General features: G+C 43.4%; 16 protein-coding genes. 2 read left to right on the top strand and 14 right to left on the bottom strand.

Annotation, left to right across the window (positions count from 1 at the left end; translation table 11 throughout):
- Positions 1–6 precede the first annotated feature (6 nt).
- The 10 genes from AC1DSE_RS02050 to AC1DSE_RS02095 form a co-directional block, all read right to left on the bottom strand.
- Positions 7–1,725, bottom strand: a complete 1,719-nt coding sequence (locus AC1DSE_RS02050; protein WP_477512482.1) for an extracellular solute-binding protein — start codon at positions 1,723–1,725, stop codon at positions 7–9.
- 167 nt (positions 1,726–1,892) lie between these two features.
- Positions 1,893–2,957, bottom strand: coding sequence for a helix-turn-helix domain-containing protein (locus tag AC1DSE_RS02055; RefSeq protein ID WP_477512483.1), 1,065 nt, complete (start codon positions 2,955–2,957; stop codon positions 1,893–1,895).
- A complete protein-coding gene (locus AC1DSE_RS02060) occupies positions 2,954–4,720 on the bottom strand; it encodes a sensor histidine kinase (RefSeq protein WP_477527354.1) in 1,767 nt (588 codons plus the stop codon). The genes AC1DSE_RS02055 and AC1DSE_RS02060 overlap by 4 nt, the downstream gene beginning before the upstream one ends.
- A gap of 225 nt (positions 4,721–4,945) precedes the next feature.
- The gene (locus tag AC1DSE_RS02065; protein WP_477512485.1) at positions 4,946–6,166 is read right to left on the bottom strand and encodes an amidohydrolase; all 1,221 of its coding nucleotides are present in this window, start codon (positions 6,164–6,166) and stop codon (positions 4,946–4,948) included.
- Positions 6,167–6,578: 412 nt separating this feature from the next.
- Positions 6,579–6,791, bottom strand: coding sequence for a TM2 domain-containing protein (locus AC1DSE_RS02070; RefSeq protein WP_339206070.1), 213 nt, complete (start codon positions 6,789–6,791; stop codon positions 6,579–6,581).
- A 362-nt stretch (positions 6,792–7,153) separates the two neighbouring features.
- Positions 7,154–9,931 carry an Ig-like domain-containing protein gene (locus AC1DSE_RS02075; RefSeq protein ID WP_477527355.1) on the bottom strand — a complete coding sequence of 926 codons (2,778 nt, stop codon included), beginning with the start codon at positions 9,929–9,931 and terminating at the stop codon, positions 7,154–7,156.
- Positions 9,932–10,059: 128 nt separating this feature from the next.
- Positions 10,060–11,199, bottom strand: a complete 1,140-nt coding sequence (locus AC1DSE_RS02080) for a response regulator (RefSeq protein WP_477512922.1) — start codon at positions 11,197–11,199, stop codon at positions 10,060–10,062.
- Positions 11,196–12,992 carry a sensor histidine kinase gene (locus AC1DSE_RS02085; protein WP_477512923.1) on the bottom strand — a complete coding sequence of 599 codons (1,797 nt, stop codon included), beginning with the start codon at positions 12,990–12,992 and terminating at the stop codon, positions 11,196–11,198. Before AC1DSE_RS02085 ends, AC1DSE_RS02080 begins: the two co-directional genes overlap by 4 nt.
- A 342-nt stretch (positions 12,993–13,334) precedes the next feature.
- Positions 13,335–14,006: a type A chloramphenicol O-acetyltransferase gene (gene catA, locus AC1DSE_RS02090; protein ID WP_477512924.1), complete on the bottom strand. Its 672-nt coding sequence runs from the start codon at positions 14,004–14,006 to the stop codon at positions 13,335–13,337.
- An 89-nt stretch (positions 14,007–14,095) separates the two neighbouring features.
- Positions 14,096–14,734: a hypothetical protein gene (locus AC1DSE_RS02095; RefSeq protein WP_477527356.1), complete on the bottom strand. Its 639-nt coding sequence runs from the start codon at positions 14,732–14,734 to the stop codon at positions 14,096–14,098.
- 335 nt (positions 14,735–15,069) lie between these two features.
- On the opposite strand from AC1DSE_RS02095, the gene AC1DSE_RS02100 reads away from it, so the two are divergent.
- Both AC1DSE_RS02100 and map read left to right on the top strand, forming a co-directional pair.
- On the top strand, positions 15,070–15,654 hold the full coding sequence (locus AC1DSE_RS02100) for a TetR/AcrR family transcriptional regulator (RefSeq protein WP_477527357.1): 585 nt from the start codon (positions 15,070–15,072) through the stop codon (positions 15,652–15,654).
- A gap of 7 nt (positions 15,655–15,661) precedes the next feature.
- Positions 15,662–16,408 carry a type I methionyl aminopeptidase gene (gene map / locus AC1DSE_RS02105; protein WP_430063759.1) on the top strand — a complete coding sequence of 249 codons (747 nt, stop codon included), beginning with the start codon at positions 15,662–15,664 and terminating at the stop codon, positions 16,406–16,408.
- Positions 16,409–16,925: 517 nt separating this feature from the next.
- Here the strand turns inward: map and AC1DSE_RS02110 are convergent.
- The 4 genes from AC1DSE_RS02110 to AC1DSE_RS02125 form a co-directional block, all read right to left on the bottom strand.
- Positions 16,926–17,423, bottom strand: a complete 498-nt coding sequence (locus tag AC1DSE_RS02110; protein ID WP_477512926.1) for a hypothetical protein — start codon at positions 17,421–17,423, stop codon at positions 16,926–16,928.
- A 4-nt stretch (positions 17,424–17,427) separates the two neighbouring features.
- Complete coding sequence (locus AC1DSE_RS02115) at positions 17,428–17,682, bottom strand: hypothetical protein (protein WP_477512927.1); 255 nt, start codon at positions 17,680–17,682, stop codon at positions 17,428–17,430.
- A gap of 284 nt (positions 17,683–17,966) precedes the next feature.
- Complete coding sequence (locus tag AC1DSE_RS02120) at positions 17,967–18,767, bottom strand: hypothetical protein (protein ID WP_477512928.1); 801 nt, start codon at positions 18,765–18,767, stop codon at positions 17,967–17,969.
- Positions 18,768–18,988: 221 nt separating this feature from the next.
- On the bottom strand, positions 18,989–19,315 hold the full coding sequence (locus tag AC1DSE_RS02125) for a hypothetical protein (protein ID WP_477512929.1): 327 nt from the start codon (positions 19,313–19,315) through the stop codon (positions 18,989–18,991).
- Positions 19,316–19,385: the final 70 nt, after the last annotated feature.

Consider the following 19,385-nt stretch of genomic DNA (forward strand, 5'->3'; position numbering starts at 1 on the left):
GCTCGGTTACTTCTTCAAGAGCTCGGCGACTTCCGCTGTGATCTCATCTCCGCCTTGAGACTTCCAGTCCTTCACGAATTTATCGAAAGAGTCGATGGACGCTTGGCCAAGGATGATTTTCATAACGGTCTCATCCTCCATCTTCTTCAGGTTAGCCCATTTCGTTTCCATCGTTGAAGTTTGGTTATAGGTAACGCTAAAGATCTTTTTATCAATTGGAATTGTTGTGAACGGACGATCACCAATCATGATGGAGTACAAGCGCTGGAAATCTCCGAAGTTAGCTGTACTGAAATTGCTGACATTTAGATCGTCGTACGGAGGCTTAATGACGTCTTTTACCTTTTTCGCATCCGCATACATCAGCTTGTACAAGCTGTTCGGCTTATTATAATCCTCTGGATTGGTCTCGCCTTTCAGTACTTTCAGAAGCTCTGCATACTCATATTCCGTCTCATTGGCCGCGGCCATAACGTTGCGAAGCGGATACCAAGCCACATTAACCGACAAATCAAAGGTCGCTTCATCACGTACAAGCGCATTATTCATGATCATAATGGCTTTGACGACATCCGGTTTGGCATTTTTGCTAATAACAGTGTAGGTGCTGCCCGTCGTTTTCATATGCACATTCCATTTGTTATCGTCAGAATAGACCGGATAGGCCTGCCAGTTAGCCGTCGGATCGTTTTTGAAGGAGTCCCCGTTGCCATAGCCGCCATTCCACCATGGACCGAAGAAAATCCCCGCCTGATTGGCATTAATCGGATCCCCTACGTTGTCACGGGTACCTACTTCAGGATCAATAAGCCCTTTTTTGTACCAGTCAGCCAGCAAAGCCAACGTTTTTTTCGTATTGTCCGTCGTCGTTCCGTATGTTACCGATCCGTCACCATTGTCAAGCCAGTAACCCGGATACGCATCCATCGCGCCAAAAATCGGATCGAATCCTCCCATATTGTTAGAGGAGACGAGGAAGGTAGAATAAGGGAACGTATTTTTGGAAGGACCGGCAATACCAATCATTTTGTCCCCGCCAAGCTTGCTATCAACAAACGCTTTTGCCGTTTTTTCGACATCGGACACCGTCTTCGGCACCGGCAGCTGCAGCTTATCAAGCCAGTCCTTGCGAATCCATAAGACATGAACGCCGTCGGTATCCACCGTAATGTTCGGGAGCGAAACCATCTTGCCCTTGTAGCTGGCATTTTCCAATGCACGGCCATCAGTGCTTGCCATAATATCCTTCACCTGTGAAGACTGATATTGCTGGAAGATGTCGGTGATATCATACAACAGTCCCGAGCTAGCCGCTTTGGTCATGAAGGAGCGGTCGTCGACGACCATACCGTCCGGCAGCTTACCCGATGCGATCGTCAAGCTGACCTTCTGCTTAAAATCGTTGCCGGTGGCCGCAGTCCAATCCACAATTACATTGATGTTGTACTTTTCCTTAAGATAGCGCGTGTACTGGTTGTTGCTTACACTGTCGCCTTCCGGCAGCGTTTTGTCTGTCGGATCCACCACCATGCCGATGTGGACATCAACAGGGTTCGGAAATTTGGAGAAGGCCAGGTCATCTCCCGATAGTGCTGGGCTTGCAGCGTTTGAGTCTGGATTTGAAGACGCTTTCAAATTATTCGATGAATTGTTGGAAGAAGAACATGCTGTCAAACTTAGAGCAAGTAATACGACGGAAAGCATCAATGCCATATTCTTTTTCATCTAATCCCTCCTCAAAAGAATGGCCAAGCAATTCTTACTTCGTAAGCAACTGCTTAGTTTCTTGCCTTCTCATTGTACATTGGAAGTTAGGAAAAAAAGTCAGACAGATGTGCCGTGTTTTGCGCCAGGTACAAGGCCAAGGTAGATATTTGTTCGATCCGTTGTAGTCATTCCTCCCCCTTGTGGAACTGGGCCCGAAATTCGGAGGGTAAAAGACGGGTCTGTTCATGGAACAGCTGGGAGAAATATTTGGAGTCGTTATAGCCTACGGCATGAGCAACCCAGGCAATCGACTGATTGGTTTCGCACAGCAGACGCTCTGCCGCTCTTATCCGCTCTTGTCTTAAGTATTCATTAAACGTTGAACCCGTCAGCTTCTTAAAGCATTGACTAAAATAACTTCGGCTCATGTGCACATGATCAGCGACGTCCTCGGCATGCAGCGTATTTGAAGCCTTCTCGCAAATGAATAACACAGCCTTTAGGATGCTGGTTGTCGTATTGGTAAAATCGGAGGATGAAGCAACCTGCGCATAAACACGTTTCCTGTAATCGCGCATCCATTCAACCGCAGACCGGACGTCATCTGCATCAGACCGGAGCTCTGCAGCGAGTAGAATAACGGGCTCAATTTGAGACAGCACACGCATAAATAACCCTTCCAGACGGCGAAAAGAAACCTTAGCTTCTATGGTCTGTTTACATAACCGCTGAAAAACCGATTCATTATAGAGCCAGTAGTGTGAGCGCCACTCCTGCTCCAGCCTGCACCACTCTTCTTCCTCCAGGTTTTGCTCAGGGCCATGCGTAGGCGCTGGTTGCGCAGGAGTCTTGGCAGAAAGAGGTATCATTTCTCCTGTCATTTTCTGCTGGATTCGTTTCAATATTTGCTCATCATCCTCTGATTCCAGGCGCACCTTGGAAATATAATCGAGCACACCCATGCGATAAGCCGTTTGCACAATCTCAAACTCCTCGTGAAAAGATAAAATAACAGAACGCAGCTCCGGAAATCTTTGCCGTGTGACTTGAAGCAGCTCCATACCTGACATGACAGGCATCGAGAGATCTACGAATATGAGGTCCACCTCATAACTTTCCATAAACTCCAGCGCCTTCGCGCCGTTCGCCGCTTCTCCAACAACAACCATATCGTGATTGGACCAAGGCATAATCGAAATCAAACCTTTGCGCGCTAGCTTGTCATCATCAACAATTAATACACGAATCAAATCGCTCTCTCCTTTCTATGATGGAGAAAAGGAAGGGTTAAAGTAACCGTTGTGCCTTGATTTGGAGTGCTTTCTATACTCATACGAGCTTTATAGCCATAAGATGATTCCAGCATAGACCTGACATAACGAAGTCCAATTCCCCAACCCGTCTGCTGCTGATCCGGCGTGTCGCGCTGCAGCAAAGCAAGCGTCTCAAGACTCAGCCCTTTGCCATCATCACGGATTATAATGCGCACCATCTGCGCCTTTTCATCAGCCGAGATGTTGATCTCCAGCTTGCCGTTATCGTCAAGGCCATGACAGACGGCATTTTCCACAATGGGCTGCAGAATGAACCTCGCGACAGGACTATCGAGATAAACCCCTTCCGCAATATCCAGCTTCACCTCAAAATCATGCCTCATCTGCTGCAGTTCCAGATAGGTTCGCATGACCTCTATTTCCGACCTGAAGGTAGCCGTATCCTCTGATTTACCCAAGTTATAGTTCAGCAAAAAAATTAACGAGGAAACAAACTTCTCAATCTCCGCCTGCTTATGCATAACCGCCAGCCACCGTACCGAATTGAGCGTATTCATCAGAAAATGCGGGTTGATTTGGTAGGCTAGCTTCTCTATCTCCAGCTGATGACGGCGCTTTTCCTTTTGCTCCACATCCATAATCAGCTGCTGAATTTGACGCTTCATAATATTAAATTGATCGAGTAGCCGGTCGAATTCATCGATCCCCGTATGATATTGGCTGGTACCCATATATCCCTTGCCAAACGTCCTCATTTCCTTCTCGATTAGTCGAAATGGCTTGTTAATGATCCTCCGCAATAATAGTGTGAGCATAAACATCATTAGAAGAGCAATAGCGAGAATCCAGTACATATGATTTTTCCACGTATAGAGCTCGTGATTGTAGAAGGAGACAGGAAGCAGCAACGTGATGCCGTAGCCATAGTCACCTGTCATTCGGTTCCATACATACCCGCCCGTCACTCCCGATTGCCCGCTTAGACTGAGACGCTGGCCAGCACTAAAAGCAGTTGAATTGCTGCTATAAGTCACCAAGCCCGCCGTATCAGTGAAAACAAGCATATAGGGCATACTCAAACTTTCTGTAAGCGAATTCATAACGGTGGAGATATCCGACTTTGCTTCCACATAAACAACTAATTTCGTTCCGTCTGAAAATTCAACCTCTCTTGTCACCGACATAACCAAATCATCGCTGAATCGGCATAGGGATTTATGCGGGGACTGGTATTTCAGCTCCCCGGTACCGGCGACACTCGGCAAAGATTGCAGCGTAAAGTCACCGCGCAGCGGCAAATTCGAATAAGAAGCATTTCCGCTTGCGGGATTATAATACATCACCAGCTCCATAGCCGGATTCGAAAAAGTAATTAATCCAATGTTGTAGGCGATATCGCGAGAGAGAAGACGCTGACTATACGTGTCCGCGGTGGAGATATACGTCTCCATCAGGTTGCCCACCGTACCTTCCGGCGTCATCTGCTGTGTAACCTGAAGCAAGTTACTGTACATCTGATTCAACTTTGTCGTTTGCTGGTATAGATCAAAAGCCATAGAGGTCTTGATTTTATCGCGCTGCATCGTGTAGATCGCATTATAGGAAACAGACGCCATTAGGATGGCATATCCTACAAATCCAACGGTCAGAAACACCATGATTCGTTTGCGAAGAGAGGTGAAAACAAACCGATTGCGCAGCATAGACACGAAGCTTATTTTCCTACTTGTAGACTTCATAGAGCGATTACCGTCCACCTCCATCACCTCACAACAAGTATGAATCAATATTCGCTGTTTTACAGGTTTATCCTTCCTTGTAGGGAGAGCGCTGTGTTGCACAGACACATAGCGATCTGAGAAAAAGCAAAAACCCACAACCTGCTGAGGTTGTGGGTTTGCATGGTGGAGGTAAACTGCGATTTTGCAAATCACAATTCGCCGTCGTATATCTCTACAATATGCCTACAACGATCCACTCACAAGCCGCCCTTGGTACCATACCGCTTGACGCGCCGCTCTTCGCGCTACCGCTTCAGCCGTGCAGCTTGCGTGCAACAGTACAAAACTCGCGTCGTCTCCGATCTTAGGCCACACCTGCTGACCTTTTGAATCAAGTGGCGTTATCCCCCCAGTAATGAAACTGATGGCTTGAGATAGTGATAATTCATCGTTATACCCATACAATTCTGCGAATCGCCCTGCTTTATCTAATTGATCTCCATTCCCGAAGGGAGACCAGTGATCTGTAAGGCTATCCGTTGCCAATTTTACCGCTACTCCATTTTTAGTTAACATCGGGAGCGGCATCGTCATCTTGCCAATCGGAACCGTCGAAGCAACGGACATGCCAAGCGATCCCATCCGTTTAGCAACTTCCTCCGCCTCTTGTGGCTGCGCACCTGCAAACCAGAACGCATGACTAACCGTTACTTTTCCTTGCAAACCAGCCTCTTCGGTCAGATCAACTAAACGCATCAGAGCTTGCTTGCCCGCTTCGTTCCTATCATGTAAGTGAATATCGATACCAGCATTATTCAAAACCGCTAATTCTACAATGGTCTGCAGTGACTTCTCTATATTTCCATCCACTGAGAATGGATCTACTCCACCAACATGAGTTGCTCCCTCTGCCAAAGATTGCTTTACGAGTTGAACAGAATCCGATAGCAGAAGCCCATGCTGAGGGAAAGCGACAATTTCCGATGAAATTTTACCTGAAAATGTATCTAGCGCCTGCTTAGTCGCCTCTAACCGTTGCAGTCCACTGGTAGGCTCGATATTACAATGGGTACGAACATGAGTAGCCCCATATCCCTGTATAAGAGTTAAGATGCTTTCGGCTTGTTGTCTTGCCGTTGGAAGGAGCTTAGGCAATAATACTTTCTCTTCCTCAATCCTCTCGAAGATGCTTGATACAGGCTTTACCGCTTTCCACGGTCCATCGAAATACGTTTTATCCAAATGAATATGAGCCTCTTCGAACGAAGGCAGCATCAATAACTCTTTACAATCATATTTAACAGTTTCACTTTGAATATCCCGTTCTGTTCCTATAATTTCAGCAATAATACCGTTTTCAATTCGTAAATGACAAATTTTCGTTTTCGTACCAGAGACCTGTCCATCTTCCATATCATAACCCTGTTCTAATCTTACATTCGTTAACCAATAAGAAGCGTTCAATCGATCATCTCCTGTCTTTACCCAYATTAAAATCGCGTCCTCTTTATTTCCAATCTACTTCTATGGTATCACTAACCACTATTTTACGATAATTTCAATAGCGTTAGCATCCCCGCTTAGCTTGCAATTGAAACTCCAATACATATATTATGGCCGCATCGCATTTGAGTAAAGTGAATAGGKAGAAAGAATTTGCAGTTATGAATTGCGAAGCTCATATCAAAATTAACAAAATACAGCTGCGATGTTTTATTTATGTATGTAAAAAAAACCATCCTCATGCGGATGGTGTTAATGATGGCGGAGACGAGGGGAATGGATACCTCTTATATTCAATTTCACCCAAACGACTGAGTGAAAAAAAAGGCTCTACCTTAACAGGTGGAGCCCTCTAGTTTTTTATGTAATTAAATTATGCCGAGATTCTTCTGCCTTCACTATCCGTAAACTTTCCTACAATAATCATAATTAGGTCAATCAGCAACCAAATTCCCAATCCACCTAAAGTGATAATTTGTAAGATAGCTGTGCCTATTTTCCCGACATAAAACCGATGTATGGAAAATCCTCCCAAGAAAAAACAAAATAGTAATGCAGCTACAAATGATTTAGGACTTTTATCCATGATACATTCCTCCAAATTATTATATAATACCCTCCTATTCTATCGACAGAAAACCCATCAAATGTTAATCTTTTTAGTTGATGAGGTTCCTATAAATTTTAGGGGTCCTTTGATGCGTTCAAAGAATTGCGCAAAGTGATTTTATTGATGTAAATATGATTGGTCTGCAGCTATGGAAAGCCAATGAAAAAGAGAATAATTTTCCATAAAACAAAGCAATTCTTTATCATTCTTTCAGTCAGTAATTTAACGAGATCTGTGTCGAATTAAATTAACTCAACATAAAAAGAGCTGTCGAGACTTTCTCGACAGCCTGAGCCTGCCATACGGCAGGCTTTTTGTATGAAAGCACTATGCATTTATTATTTTAAAGCTTCCAATATTGCTTTTAGGTCCGCATTGGTTTGAAGCGTGTGTAAAATAATCGTTAATGCTTCAGCGCGGGATGATGGTTTGTTTGGCGCAAATTGTCCATTACCCGCTCCGTTAATAATTCCTGCCGCTGCTGCTTGCTTGATTTGCTCTTTGTTCCAAGCTCCATCAATATCTGTGAAAGCAGGCACTGAAGCTGTGTTTACAGCTTTAAGATCAATGATTTTAGAAATAATGGAAATAATTTCTGCACGGCTGATTTCTTTGTTTGGTTTAAATGTGCCATCTTCGTACCCTGAGATAATGCCGCTTTCAGTTAAAGCAGCAATTGATGCTGAAGCCCAGTGGTCGGAAACGTCACTTAGCTTATTTTTATCACCCATCGCAGAGAGGTCAAATACCTTTGCAATAATGGTAGCAAATTCGGCGCGGGTAATACTTGCGTTAGGTTGGAAGGAACCATCCTCATATCCGTTTACAATCCCCAATTTCACGAAAATATGAACGGTTGCCCCAGCCCAGTGAGATTTTGTGTCTTTGAACTCAACATCAGTAGGATTAGCTTTCGCTTCCTCTACTTTCTTGTTTAAGCTGGATATCACTTTTTCCACTTGAATCACATTTTGATCAAATTTCACTTCAGGCGTTGCTGTCGGTTTTGGTTCAGGTGTTTTTTCAGGCTTTGTTGTTGGCGCTGGAGTAGGTGTCGGATTACCATGATCGCCACCGCTGCCAGAGCTTACTTTAACCTCAACTATTTTTGTTCCAAAAACGGTACTGCCGTCAGCAGCCGTTGCTTTAACGGTAACCGTTCCTGCTGAAACACCCGTCAATACTCCGCTTTTGCTAATTGTCGCTGTGCCTGTTGCGTTTTCAACAGACCACTCGATTGATTTGTCCGTCGCATTAGTAGGAGCAACGGTCGCGTCAACGGTTAACGTCTGACCAACCAGCACGCTGGAATCACCTGTTAACGTAATCGAAGCAACAGGGACTTGGACTGCCGTAATCGTAAGRATCGTGCTGCCTACAACTCCGCTTTCATCGGCAGCTGTTGCTTGGACYGTTACTGTRCCTGGATTGCCGGCAGTAAGCTCACCCGTTGTTTTATCAATAACAGCCGTACCTGTTCCATCTATTACGGACCAAGCGACCGCTTTGTTTGTTGCGTTGCTAGGAGCAGCCACAGCATTCATTTGCAGCTTCTTACCTGATTCGATTGTAGTAACTTCACCATCCGCCGTTACGGAAATCACTTGAACAGGGATGGCAGGCTCATTAATTTCAATCGTTTTGGTTCCAAATACGGCACTGCCGTCAGCAGCCGTTGCTTTAACGGTAACTGTACCTGCTGAAACACCCGTCAATACTCCGCTTTTGCTGATTGTTGCTRTGCCTGTTCCGTTTTCAACAGACCACTCGATTGATTTGTCCGTTGCATTTGCAGGAGCAACGGTCGCGTCAACCGTTAACGTCTGACCAACCAGCACGCTGGAATCACCTGTTAACGTAATCGAGGATACAGGGACTTGGGCGGCTGTTATCGTAACAATAGTACTGCCAACAACTTCACTTTCATCGGTAGCTGTTGCTTGAACCGTTACTGTACCTGGATTGCCTGCAGTAAGCTCACCCGTTTCTTCGTCAATAACAGCTGTACCCGTCCCATCAATAACAGACCAAGCAACCTCTCGGTATGTTGCATCGCTTGGGGCTACAACAGCATACATTTGAAGTGTCTTGCCTGATTCGATTGTAGAAACCTCATCTTCCGCTGTTACAGATATTTTTTGAACAGGTATGACAGGTCCATGGATTTTAATCGTTGTTGTTCCATAAACGGTGTTGCCGTCAATAGCCGTAGCTTTAACGGTAACCGTACCTGCCGAAATACCCGCCAATACACCGCTAGTGCTGATTGTCGCTGAGCCTGTTCCGTTCTCAACTGACCATTTCACCTTTTTGTAAGAGGCGTCTACTGGCAATATATCCGCGTGCATAGCCAAAGTATCGCCAATAAGTAAGGAAGAAGCATCCCCTGCGCTGCCTACATTGATTGCTGCCACAGGTGTAGATTTTTTGTGAAAAGGATCATTCGTTATGAATTGAGAACCTGAATATAAAGAAAGAGGTGCATTATAAATTTCACTAATGCCCGATTTAATTTGGAAAGTGACCAATCCGTTAACGGTGTACCACGAGTAACCCTCGTCTACCGTATTCGTCCTCGTATAAAAATTACCATTATTCTGGTCGCTTGGGTCTATGTTATAGAAGGTTAAAGCTGTATCTGCGGAATATGCAAAAATTTCCGTGCGATCATCCACAGGCTTGCCATCGGTATCATAAACAGCAAAGGTTACGCTTATATACTCGGGTTGACTCTGAACAACTACTGGTGAATTATTTAACTTGACATAGCCTACGGGAAGCTTGGGTTTACTTGCCGAAATACCACTAACAGTAACATAACCTCCTCCGCCATAACTCATGTTTGGAACCCAGCTCACCACACCGTCGCTTACGTATCCACCTACAATGGATTGCGTGCTATTCGTAGCAACAGTAACGTCGTTTTGGTTCGGCAATAGGTTGGGTGCCTGAACGACATCGCCATTCGAATATCTGATGTATGCATACTCTGCCTCACTTAACCTTTCCGAGTTAAAATTAATGGTGACTTGGCTTGTTTTGATCACACATCCGCTTAACAGACTCAGAATTAAAACCGAAACTAAAAATAAATTGCGTATTGAAAATCGTTTCATGTTAACTTATCTCCTCATCTCTATAGTTAGATCCATTATATCCAAGCCCAATGACGGCAAAATGACAAACTTCGACAAAAGCAAAAAAAGCCCCTATTATTTTAGGAGCCTTTCATATCTACTCATTCTTATTTATCCAGCTCGGACAGCAGACTGAAATATAAATCAGCAACCTCGCGGGAGGGTTTTATACCGATCTCTCTATGCAGCGTGTCTTCGTATTGCCTATATTGCCGGGTCAACGCTTCCTTGTTCTCTTGCAAAGCCAAAGCTTTCATAAGCAGCAAAAAGGATTGTTCGTCTAGTTCATTGCGCGACACGAGCTTCATTAACAACCTAATAGCAGCATTCGTCTCGCTCTTATTTAACAAAGCCATGCATAATCGCTGGGTAAAGGAGGTGTACAGCAACGAAAGACGCTCAATCTCGTTCCAAGCCCATGCAAAAGTGTGATCCCCAAATAAGTCCCCTGCGTACAACTGCTCTAGTGCAATCGCCTCTTCCAGATTCGTCTCATCCACGACTGACATTTTTCTACAGCCTTCTTCAAAGCTTACAAGGTCTACACTCACCTCACTCAGACTAAGGGCGTAGTGGTTGCTGTCAGAATGCAAATTCTCTCTCAGGCCAAATGGATCTAATACCTTCCGCAGCTGATAGACGGTCGTATTCAAGTAAACCTCAGCATTCTTTTGTGGCATGTCGCCAAACAGCTCTTCGATCAGTCTTGCTCTGGATATCAGCCTTCCTTTATGCATAAGCAAATAGCCAAACAGTTCCGCGCTTTTGCTTGATTTCCATTTCGCCCTTATACCCTGCGTGCTTTGAATATCTATAACACCTAAGCAGTTAAACCTCGTCTCATTTAAAGGCGCCGCCCACTCCCCTTGTCGCAAGTGCTCTTTACGCAACTCAGCAAACGCTCTTTGCAGCGTTTTTTTAAGTCTTTCCAGCACAACCGGCTTTACGATGTAGTCGAAGGCATAAACATCAAAGGCAGGCAAAGCATATTCTTTGTGGGAGGTCAGGAACACGATCTTTATCTCTCTTCCGACCTCTCTTAATCGTTCGGCAAGCTCGAGCCCAGTTTCCCTCGGCATGCTTATATCCAGAAACACCAAGTCTACATCATGATTCATCAGGTAAGAAAATGCTGTTTCTGTCTCCGTGAAGCTGCCTGTAATTTCCACTTCCACAGATGTCTTTGCAAGCATCCGTTTCATAATTAAATGCATCGCCTTCTCGTCATCAATAAGGATAACCTTCAACCTGCGCTCGCCTCCAAGCTGCTTCGTCTGAATGCATGTGCAGATGGCGTAGGAACGGAGAAGTAGAAGGTACTTCCTTGCTCAGAACTATCGAACCAAATGTCTCCACCATTTAAACGAACAAATTCCCTGCATAACGTAAGTCCCAAACCGACGCCCCGTTCTCCTGCTGTTCCTGTTGATGACACCGGATAACCTTCTAGTAGCAGTGAGCTGGCCTGTTGTGGCGATATGCCGTCTCCAGAATCACTTACAGAAATAATTAGTTTATCGGCTTGATGTTCTGCTTTTAACCGGATCGTGCCGCCGATGTTGGTAAATTTAACGGCATTGGACAATAAATTTCGGACGATCAAATCCAGCATTTCTTTGTCGGCTAGCACAAACGTATCCTTCGGTATTTCCGATATCAATTGGATTTTTTTACTCTCGCAGCGAACCGCCAATAACCGGATGCAGACCTGTACGGTATGGTTTATGTCTCTCTCCACTGGGTTAAATACCATGCCTTCGCGTTGGCTTCGGAACCATTCCAGCAAGCTCTCTACCAGTGCAAAAGTATTTTCAATTTGCTGTCCCATTTCATGGACGATTTCCTCATGCTCTCCGCCGTAGCCTTGCAACTCGTCCTCCATGAGCTCCATCAAATTGATGAGCACCGCCAGCGGATCACGAATATCATGAGCGACTACGTTAAACATTCGATCCTTGAACATGTTTAGCTCGCTTAGCTGACGGGCATTATCAAGCAGCCGCTCCTCTGAACGCACCATTTCCGTAACATCGCTTAACAAAAACATTTTGCCGGCAGGCTTCTGGTTCTTATCACTAATCAAGGACATATGCACATTATAATAGGGTTCATCCGCTTGACCCGAAATTTGAACCTTGCTGTTCAAAGAAGGCCCTTGCATGATTTTCTCCAACAGCAATGGATATTGCAAAAAGACTTGCGTTGCCGGCAACCCGATCCACTTATTATTTATCCCTTTAATAACCTGCTTGCTGGATTGGTTAAAGCTAGTTAGTGTATTTTCCAAATCAAAAATAATTACCGCATCCTGCATGGATGCGAACACCTTTTGCAGCGCTAAGGGCGCTAGTCTAAGCATGTTAAATTGATAAATCCCCCACATGTAGAAGATTCCTGAGAAAATAAAACCAAATGGGGAGATATCAATTGGCATATAAATGACATTGCTTAAATAAATAAGCGTAAATCCAAAAGGCCCCCATGATCCAATGATCATAAAAGCGATTTGTTTCTTCATGCGAGATGTCGCTTTTAGAAACATTTCAACCATTAATCCCATGCCTACTACAAAGAAGGAATACGAATAGTAGACATGCAGCTTGTATAAAGGTCCTTTCTCCGTCGTTACCAGCGGAAAGCCCTCTGAGTAATTCAAAGTCATGCTTTTATAAAATAAATGATGCCAATCGTTCGTATAATGAGCTACAAAGGTAATGGAAGGAACAATCATCAGCAGCGCTACTACCCATTTTCGAACGAGCGCTTGCCTTCCCGTATATTGCAGCACCATTATAATCCATAGAATAGTGCCGAATGGGATGCCTAGATATTCAATTCGAAGCCAGAAGCGTATATGCTCTAAATCGGTGCTAACAATTTCAAAAGCATATCCGAAAGTGTACAATGAACCCGTCAACATGCCTAGCCCATAACTAATTGCAATAGGCAGCTCTCTTCTTTTCCAAGAGAGATAACACAGCATTAGCGAGCAGCAGGTAGCCGCCATCAGCAATGCTGATAAATATAAATTGTAGCTCATAGATGTTAGCCCCCGTGCTTTATGTACTCTCTCGTTATGTTTCTCTTATGTTAGCAGATGAAGTTGTAAAAACATATATTGCCGCAGCAAAAAATTACATAAAACACTATTTTTTATTATTAAAAATTCGAACCCTAAAAAGCCCATTAGGTAAATTTTACCTAATGGGCTTTTAGCTCGCTGTAGTCGGTTACGATTACCCCAACGATTTTAATGCGCCGCTCCAAAAACAAGAGCTTCACAACCGCACAACTGACCGGAAAGGCTACCGGCACTGGATACCTCTTATACAGAATATTTCCACCACCACTTGCAAGTAAAAAAATAAGCTATAGTTACCCGTTAGCTGAATGCGGTATAGTTTGGCAACCATTCCGTACAAGCATCTGCACGTAATTGTAGCTCATTATACAGTATCCCGGCATGGTAACCGTCACAAACGGCATGGTGGAATTGTCCTGATAATGGCAACAGTATTTTTTCGTCAAACTGAAAATATTTCCCCATTGTAAAGATGGGTAGTAAATAGGTTCCCTCATTATAGATGTTCAGGTTAAATCCAGTGAAACTGACCCAAGGAATGCTGGAAATAGGGAAAGTGCCCGGTGGTTCGTTTGTTTTAGCGGCAAATTGTTTAACACTTCCATACTTTTTCATATCATCAAGATAACGACTGTAGAAATCATTAAAATCTTCACTGTACAAAGTCCATATGCTTGAAAAAGTCTTATCACCATCATGGAAAATTGTAAAGCTAGGAGATAAACTATCCCAATAACCTAAAGTCCCATCTGCATGAAAACATGTGCGAAATTCATCGTGGCGGTTTACCACCGTAGTTATCATGTGGATTAGTGCTGGATACAGCTTAATCTCCCGACTCTTAAGTTCTTTCAGCAGCCGGGAAATGTCGATATTTGCCGTCATGCTAAAAGTGCATCTGACATTGTTTAAATAATGCTCAAAATAGGGTTTTCTACTCCAGTTATCAATGACAATCGGATTGAATTTCATTTATTATAACCTCCTAAAATGATTACTTTTTTCGTTTTAGGAGGTTTGATCCACTGCTTTAACCATATCCTCATCACAATCCCAACAAATTATTTTTCTACTGCCAGTTTTGAGAGAACCCGATCCATTTCATCAAAATGTTCTTTGTCGCTTGAAGCATAAATCAAATCAAAACTATCGTTATTTTTCAACACTGTTATTATGCTGTCATTGTCATTCCCATAAAATTCGATGCCAATCCAATGCCGAAAGGAAATAMCTTTATTATTAAAATGTTCACGAATAAAATCCAAGTCGGTTTGTTCAATAGAATAGAACGATTCACAGCCGTATTCAAGAGCGAATACGCTTTGCAAATAGGCCATAGCATGAAAAAAATCGGTCAATGTTTCAAAATCCTTTTCCCATACCTTTTCATCGTAACTCATATAAACAGGGGGATTGGACTTGAATAAATCGTTCTTATGGATTCCCCAAACACAGACACGTTGATTCTCGTAATAAAAAATTAAATATTCGCTATGTTTGAAGTATTGAAGTTGCTCGGGTTTGATCAAATGATCTTGCGTATGACTCAGCCGCTCGTCTTTACCGAGTTCCAAATAATAATCAATTAACACCTGAGGCAATTCACCAAAATTATTGTTAATCGTTTGTATCTCGCCATGACTAAACCCATTTCGTTTCGTAATATGAAACAGCTTTTTAATCATTGCAAAATCAGTCATCCGCATCACACCTTATCCTTGTACAATACTCCATATATCCTCTTATCTGCATTTCTTCGTACAATTCTTTAGTGAAATATTTTATTCTTTCCTCTTAATCTCATTTCGCTGACTCACTAAGTATACGGCTTGTAAATCTCTTTTGTTGCACTAACGTTCCCATTAGTTTAATAAAAGACTTGCCGTTAACATGACTAAAAAATCAAAAAACCGAATTTTTTTAACTGTAAGTATATGGACGTTATGAATATAAAAATGTTGCGAATAAGTGCCAATTGCGTTACTATGTTTATATCGACAAATTTGCAGGTCTATACAAGGAGGTTCACACACCCATGTGCCCCCGCACCAAAGAACAAAACGAGCTCATCCGCATGCAGCGCAAGGAACAAATCCTGGACGCCGCCGCGCGCACCTACTTCCACACGGGTGGCAGCTTTGATATTCGCGACGTYGCCCGCGAAGCCGAGCTCGGTTACGGCACGGTATACCATTATTACCCCAACCGGCATTTATTAATAGAAGATGTGTTGGGCAGCGGCTTCGAGCGATGCGAGCAAGCCCTGACAGAATGGGCAAACACCTGTGTCGACAGCCCGGATAATAGGYAGCTGTTGACTTATTGCAAGGCACTGCTCCGGCTGTGGCAGTCGGACGCCCGCGCATATCTTGTCTACAAAATGGCGGCGGAACATTATACAGGTTTGCCCGCGAAGGATCAGCACCCCACAAAGAGACGATTCATGGAACGGCTGTATGTTCCGCTCCAATCGATCGCCCAGCGTGAAGACGACAGCGTCGACCATATGCTTGCCGTGCTGGTCGGCTGCTGTGGACTGCACTACTATGCGGGCACTTCCGAGCTGGACGTCGATCGAATCGCCAAGCTAGCGATGCAAGCTATTACGAAGGAGTCCTGATACGAACATGGTCATATTAAAAAGCAAACATGAAATCGAGGCCATCCGCAAGGCATGCCAAGTGGTGGCCGAATGCCATCGCACGATCGCCTCGCTCATCAAACCGGGAATCACAACAAACGAGATTGAGCGCATCTTCGAGGACATTATCTTGAAGCATGGCGCCAAGCCCTACACAAAGGGCTACAAGGGCTATCAATATGCGACCTGTGCATCCGTCAACGACGTGATCGCGCATGGCTTCCCTAGCGATAAGCCTCTTGAGGAGGGCGATATCGTGACGATCGACACGGTCGCAGAGCTCGACGGCTGGCTCGGCGATTCGGCCTGGAGCTATGCAGTCGGGAACATCTCGCCGACGGCCGAGAAGCTGATGCGTGTCACGAAGGAATGCCTTGACATCGGCATCTCGCAGGCGCAGCCCGGCAATCGGCTCGGCGACGTGACGAGCGCCATCCAGCGGCATGCCGAATCGAACGGCTTCGGCGTCGTGCGCGACCTTCTCGCGCATGGCATCGGCCGGGATCTGCACGAGGAGCCGAACTATATGCATGTCGGCAAGCCCGGCAAAGGCCTCCGCATCAAGGAAGGCATGGTGTTCACGATCGAGCCAATGATCACCGAAGGCACCTACCACATGACAATCGATTCGGACAACTGGACCGCACGGACGCTGGACCGCAAGCTCGCCGCCCAATACGAGCATACGATCGCCATCACGGCTGAAGGTCCACAAATCCTGACCGCACAATAGAATAATTAGAGGTCGACCACGCGATGGTCGACCTTTTTTTACGTATTCGGCATAGCATCTTTCTACATCCGATTCAAGCCGAAGCAGGATCGTGATGAGACTGCTAGCCTGGGCACAATCTCATGCCAGTACGATGAATTCATCTCCGGCGAACCACGCGAAAAAATCGAAAATGCCAACTGAATCGGACTATAACCTGGCCAGATGAAGCAATGCAAGGTCTCCCACTTGATGGCCATTGGTGTCGTTAATCTAGCAATTCTGTCCTTTATTGCAACTGTGGTCCCTAGTCCCATTGTGTTATTCTACCGGTTAGTTTAATAAAAGACGTGCTCTTAACATAACTAAAAAATCAAAAAACCCGACCTCACGAGGTCGGGTTTCTTCATGGTATTGGTGGAGGCGAGGGGGATCGCCCCCCTTTATATACAGAATTTTTTCTCAGTGCATTCTCATGTTAGAAATATAGTACTGCTGCATAGCTCACTGAACTAATGTACCWGTTAGTTTAATCACTTCATTTCATGGATTCCGCAATTTTAATTAAATCGTTAACTGTAAATTTTTTCTTTAAATATTTCTTATTACCGATTGCCACAGTGTAGTGCATTCCTTCTTTTTGAAATCTTATTTCATAACCTAAGTCGAACTTTGTTCTATATAGAATTTTTGTTCCATCTTTCAGTGTATGAAATTGGCCGTTTGTCCCTTTGTACCTCTCCAACCCCCAAGTTACAGGTTTGATTTGAATCTGAAGGAAACCCTTTATAGACTCGTTTCGATATAATAGTACCAACCGCTCATGTTCATACTCAATATGTCCATCAAAATGGGTAATTTCAAACGGATATTCTGTTGGTACAAGCACTTTTCTTTGATACAAATTATGATAATCTTTGAGAAGCCTCACTTCGTCCATTAATGGGTTTGCACCATCAAACAGAGTTCTTATTTTTGTGATTTTATTATCTTCGACCGTTAGTTCCCAAATTAGTGCGAGTCGTTCACCACCCAACACTTCATCCCAAAAAGACCTTTATATTTTCAGTCGGAGATGTGACCAATTGATAACTCTTTATTAGGGAATTTTCACTAATCTCTGGTATTGTGACTCCTTTCGCAAGGTATTTTTGAGCTAGAGCATTTTCCTTTCTTACAATAGCTTGTACAAATTTTACTGAAGTATCTGAATCGTCATAAGCCATTACTAATGGTAGCGAGGAAAATATTCCAGCAAACACCACTAGAAAAATTAGCAATTTTTTCATATTCATACACAATCACCTCTCTGGTTAACATTTCCATGCTGGAGATTTTTATGTAGGAAGCTGGGCTACTCAAGACAAATTTCCGCAAGCCTATCCTTTAACTTAATAAAATGAGCAGGCAACCTCAGTGCCTGCTCATCAATGTGTGGTATTCAAGTATCGTTTCCCGTTAGCGCAATGATCTTAAGTGACCGAAGGGAACAGCCACGATGCGGTTAGGGAGTGAAGGGTTGTCCGCCTAGTTCCTCTTCCTTGAGAACCATCGGGCAGCCCGCAGAGTGAATGTGGTGTTATGCGATCGAATCTGTGGAAGCAACCAACTCACTTCCCAATATCATAGAAACCAATAGAGCAAATTTATTAATCTCATTATCTGGAATCGCAGACACTAACTCCTTAAAACTATCTTTTGCCATCTCTAGATTTTCTGATATAGGTAATAATCTAATATTACGCATTAACAGTTCCATATCATCATTAAGTAATTCTGCTTCCTCTCTAGAAATCAAATTATCACTATAACTTCTTTCTATAACCTGAAAGCACTCATTGTTTTGACCATTCTTCAAGTATGCCATTGTTAGCTTTCTTATAACTAAGTATGATTTATCATATTCTAAATATTTATTCAGTATTTGTATTCGATATTTAGGTGGTAATACACTTAATATTGTTGGCGCCCATTTACTTGGTCCATTATTATGAAAACCATATACCTTGAAATATGATACGAACATCTCCACTGAGAAATTCGATACAGCCTCTAATGAAAACTCAATATTATTTTCAGTAATATTGGCTTCCGAACCTTCATGAGCACCCATATTTCCAATTTTCTTTGCATCAATTAGGTCGGATACAACTTTGTTATCGAGAAACTCTGTGGCTATCAATAACTTTTTATGTAACGTATATCCATTCCATTTCTCTTTAATATCTGACGCAACAAATTCATATATCATCGAATCAGCAATTCTCTCAAGACATAATCTAATATCTATAGTTCTATAATACAAATCATTTTGTGAATTCATCGCCTTTTTAAAATAACTTGCTGCAATGGGTACGATTAGTGGTATCTCTTTATTCATAATATTTCCTCCATTATTATCCTTTAGAATTTCCCTATTATACTAATAAATTCTTTTACATAACAGTTTTTCATGAACTTCGCAGAAACAAAAGATATTATTAGTATAATTGGCTATAAAAATGGTGGGCCTTTTAATTGTAACTATCCTGCCCGTTATCTTAATAAGATGAGCAGGCCAACTCAGCACCTGCTCATCAATACGTTATTCAACTATCGTTCTCAGTTAGCGTAATCCTTTTTCGATGTGAAACCTTTTAGCTTCAAGTATTTATCCATAGAGAAGTCGTAATTAATCCATTTTTCTTGGTAACCTTTCCGTCCATGTTTCTTTAACAATAATTCAAGTGTTTGAACTACTGCCCTTGTAAATTCCAGAATAGAACCAGTTTCATCAAGTTCAATAACTTGCTTTTTCTTGTTACGTAAATCTACAAAAGACATAATTTGTACACGTAGGGAATCATCATTAATCTTACTTAATGTCCAAACGGTTCCACCAGGCTCCTCGTTCCATTCAAATTGAGTCTCTGAAACCCCTGAAGTCACTTATGTGTTTGACCGTGGCTACATCGACTATGCCGCATTCGATCGCTATTGCAAGAGTGGTATCTATTTC

The sequence above is a fragment of the Paenibacillus sp. 01L418 genome (assembly GCF_056400045.1).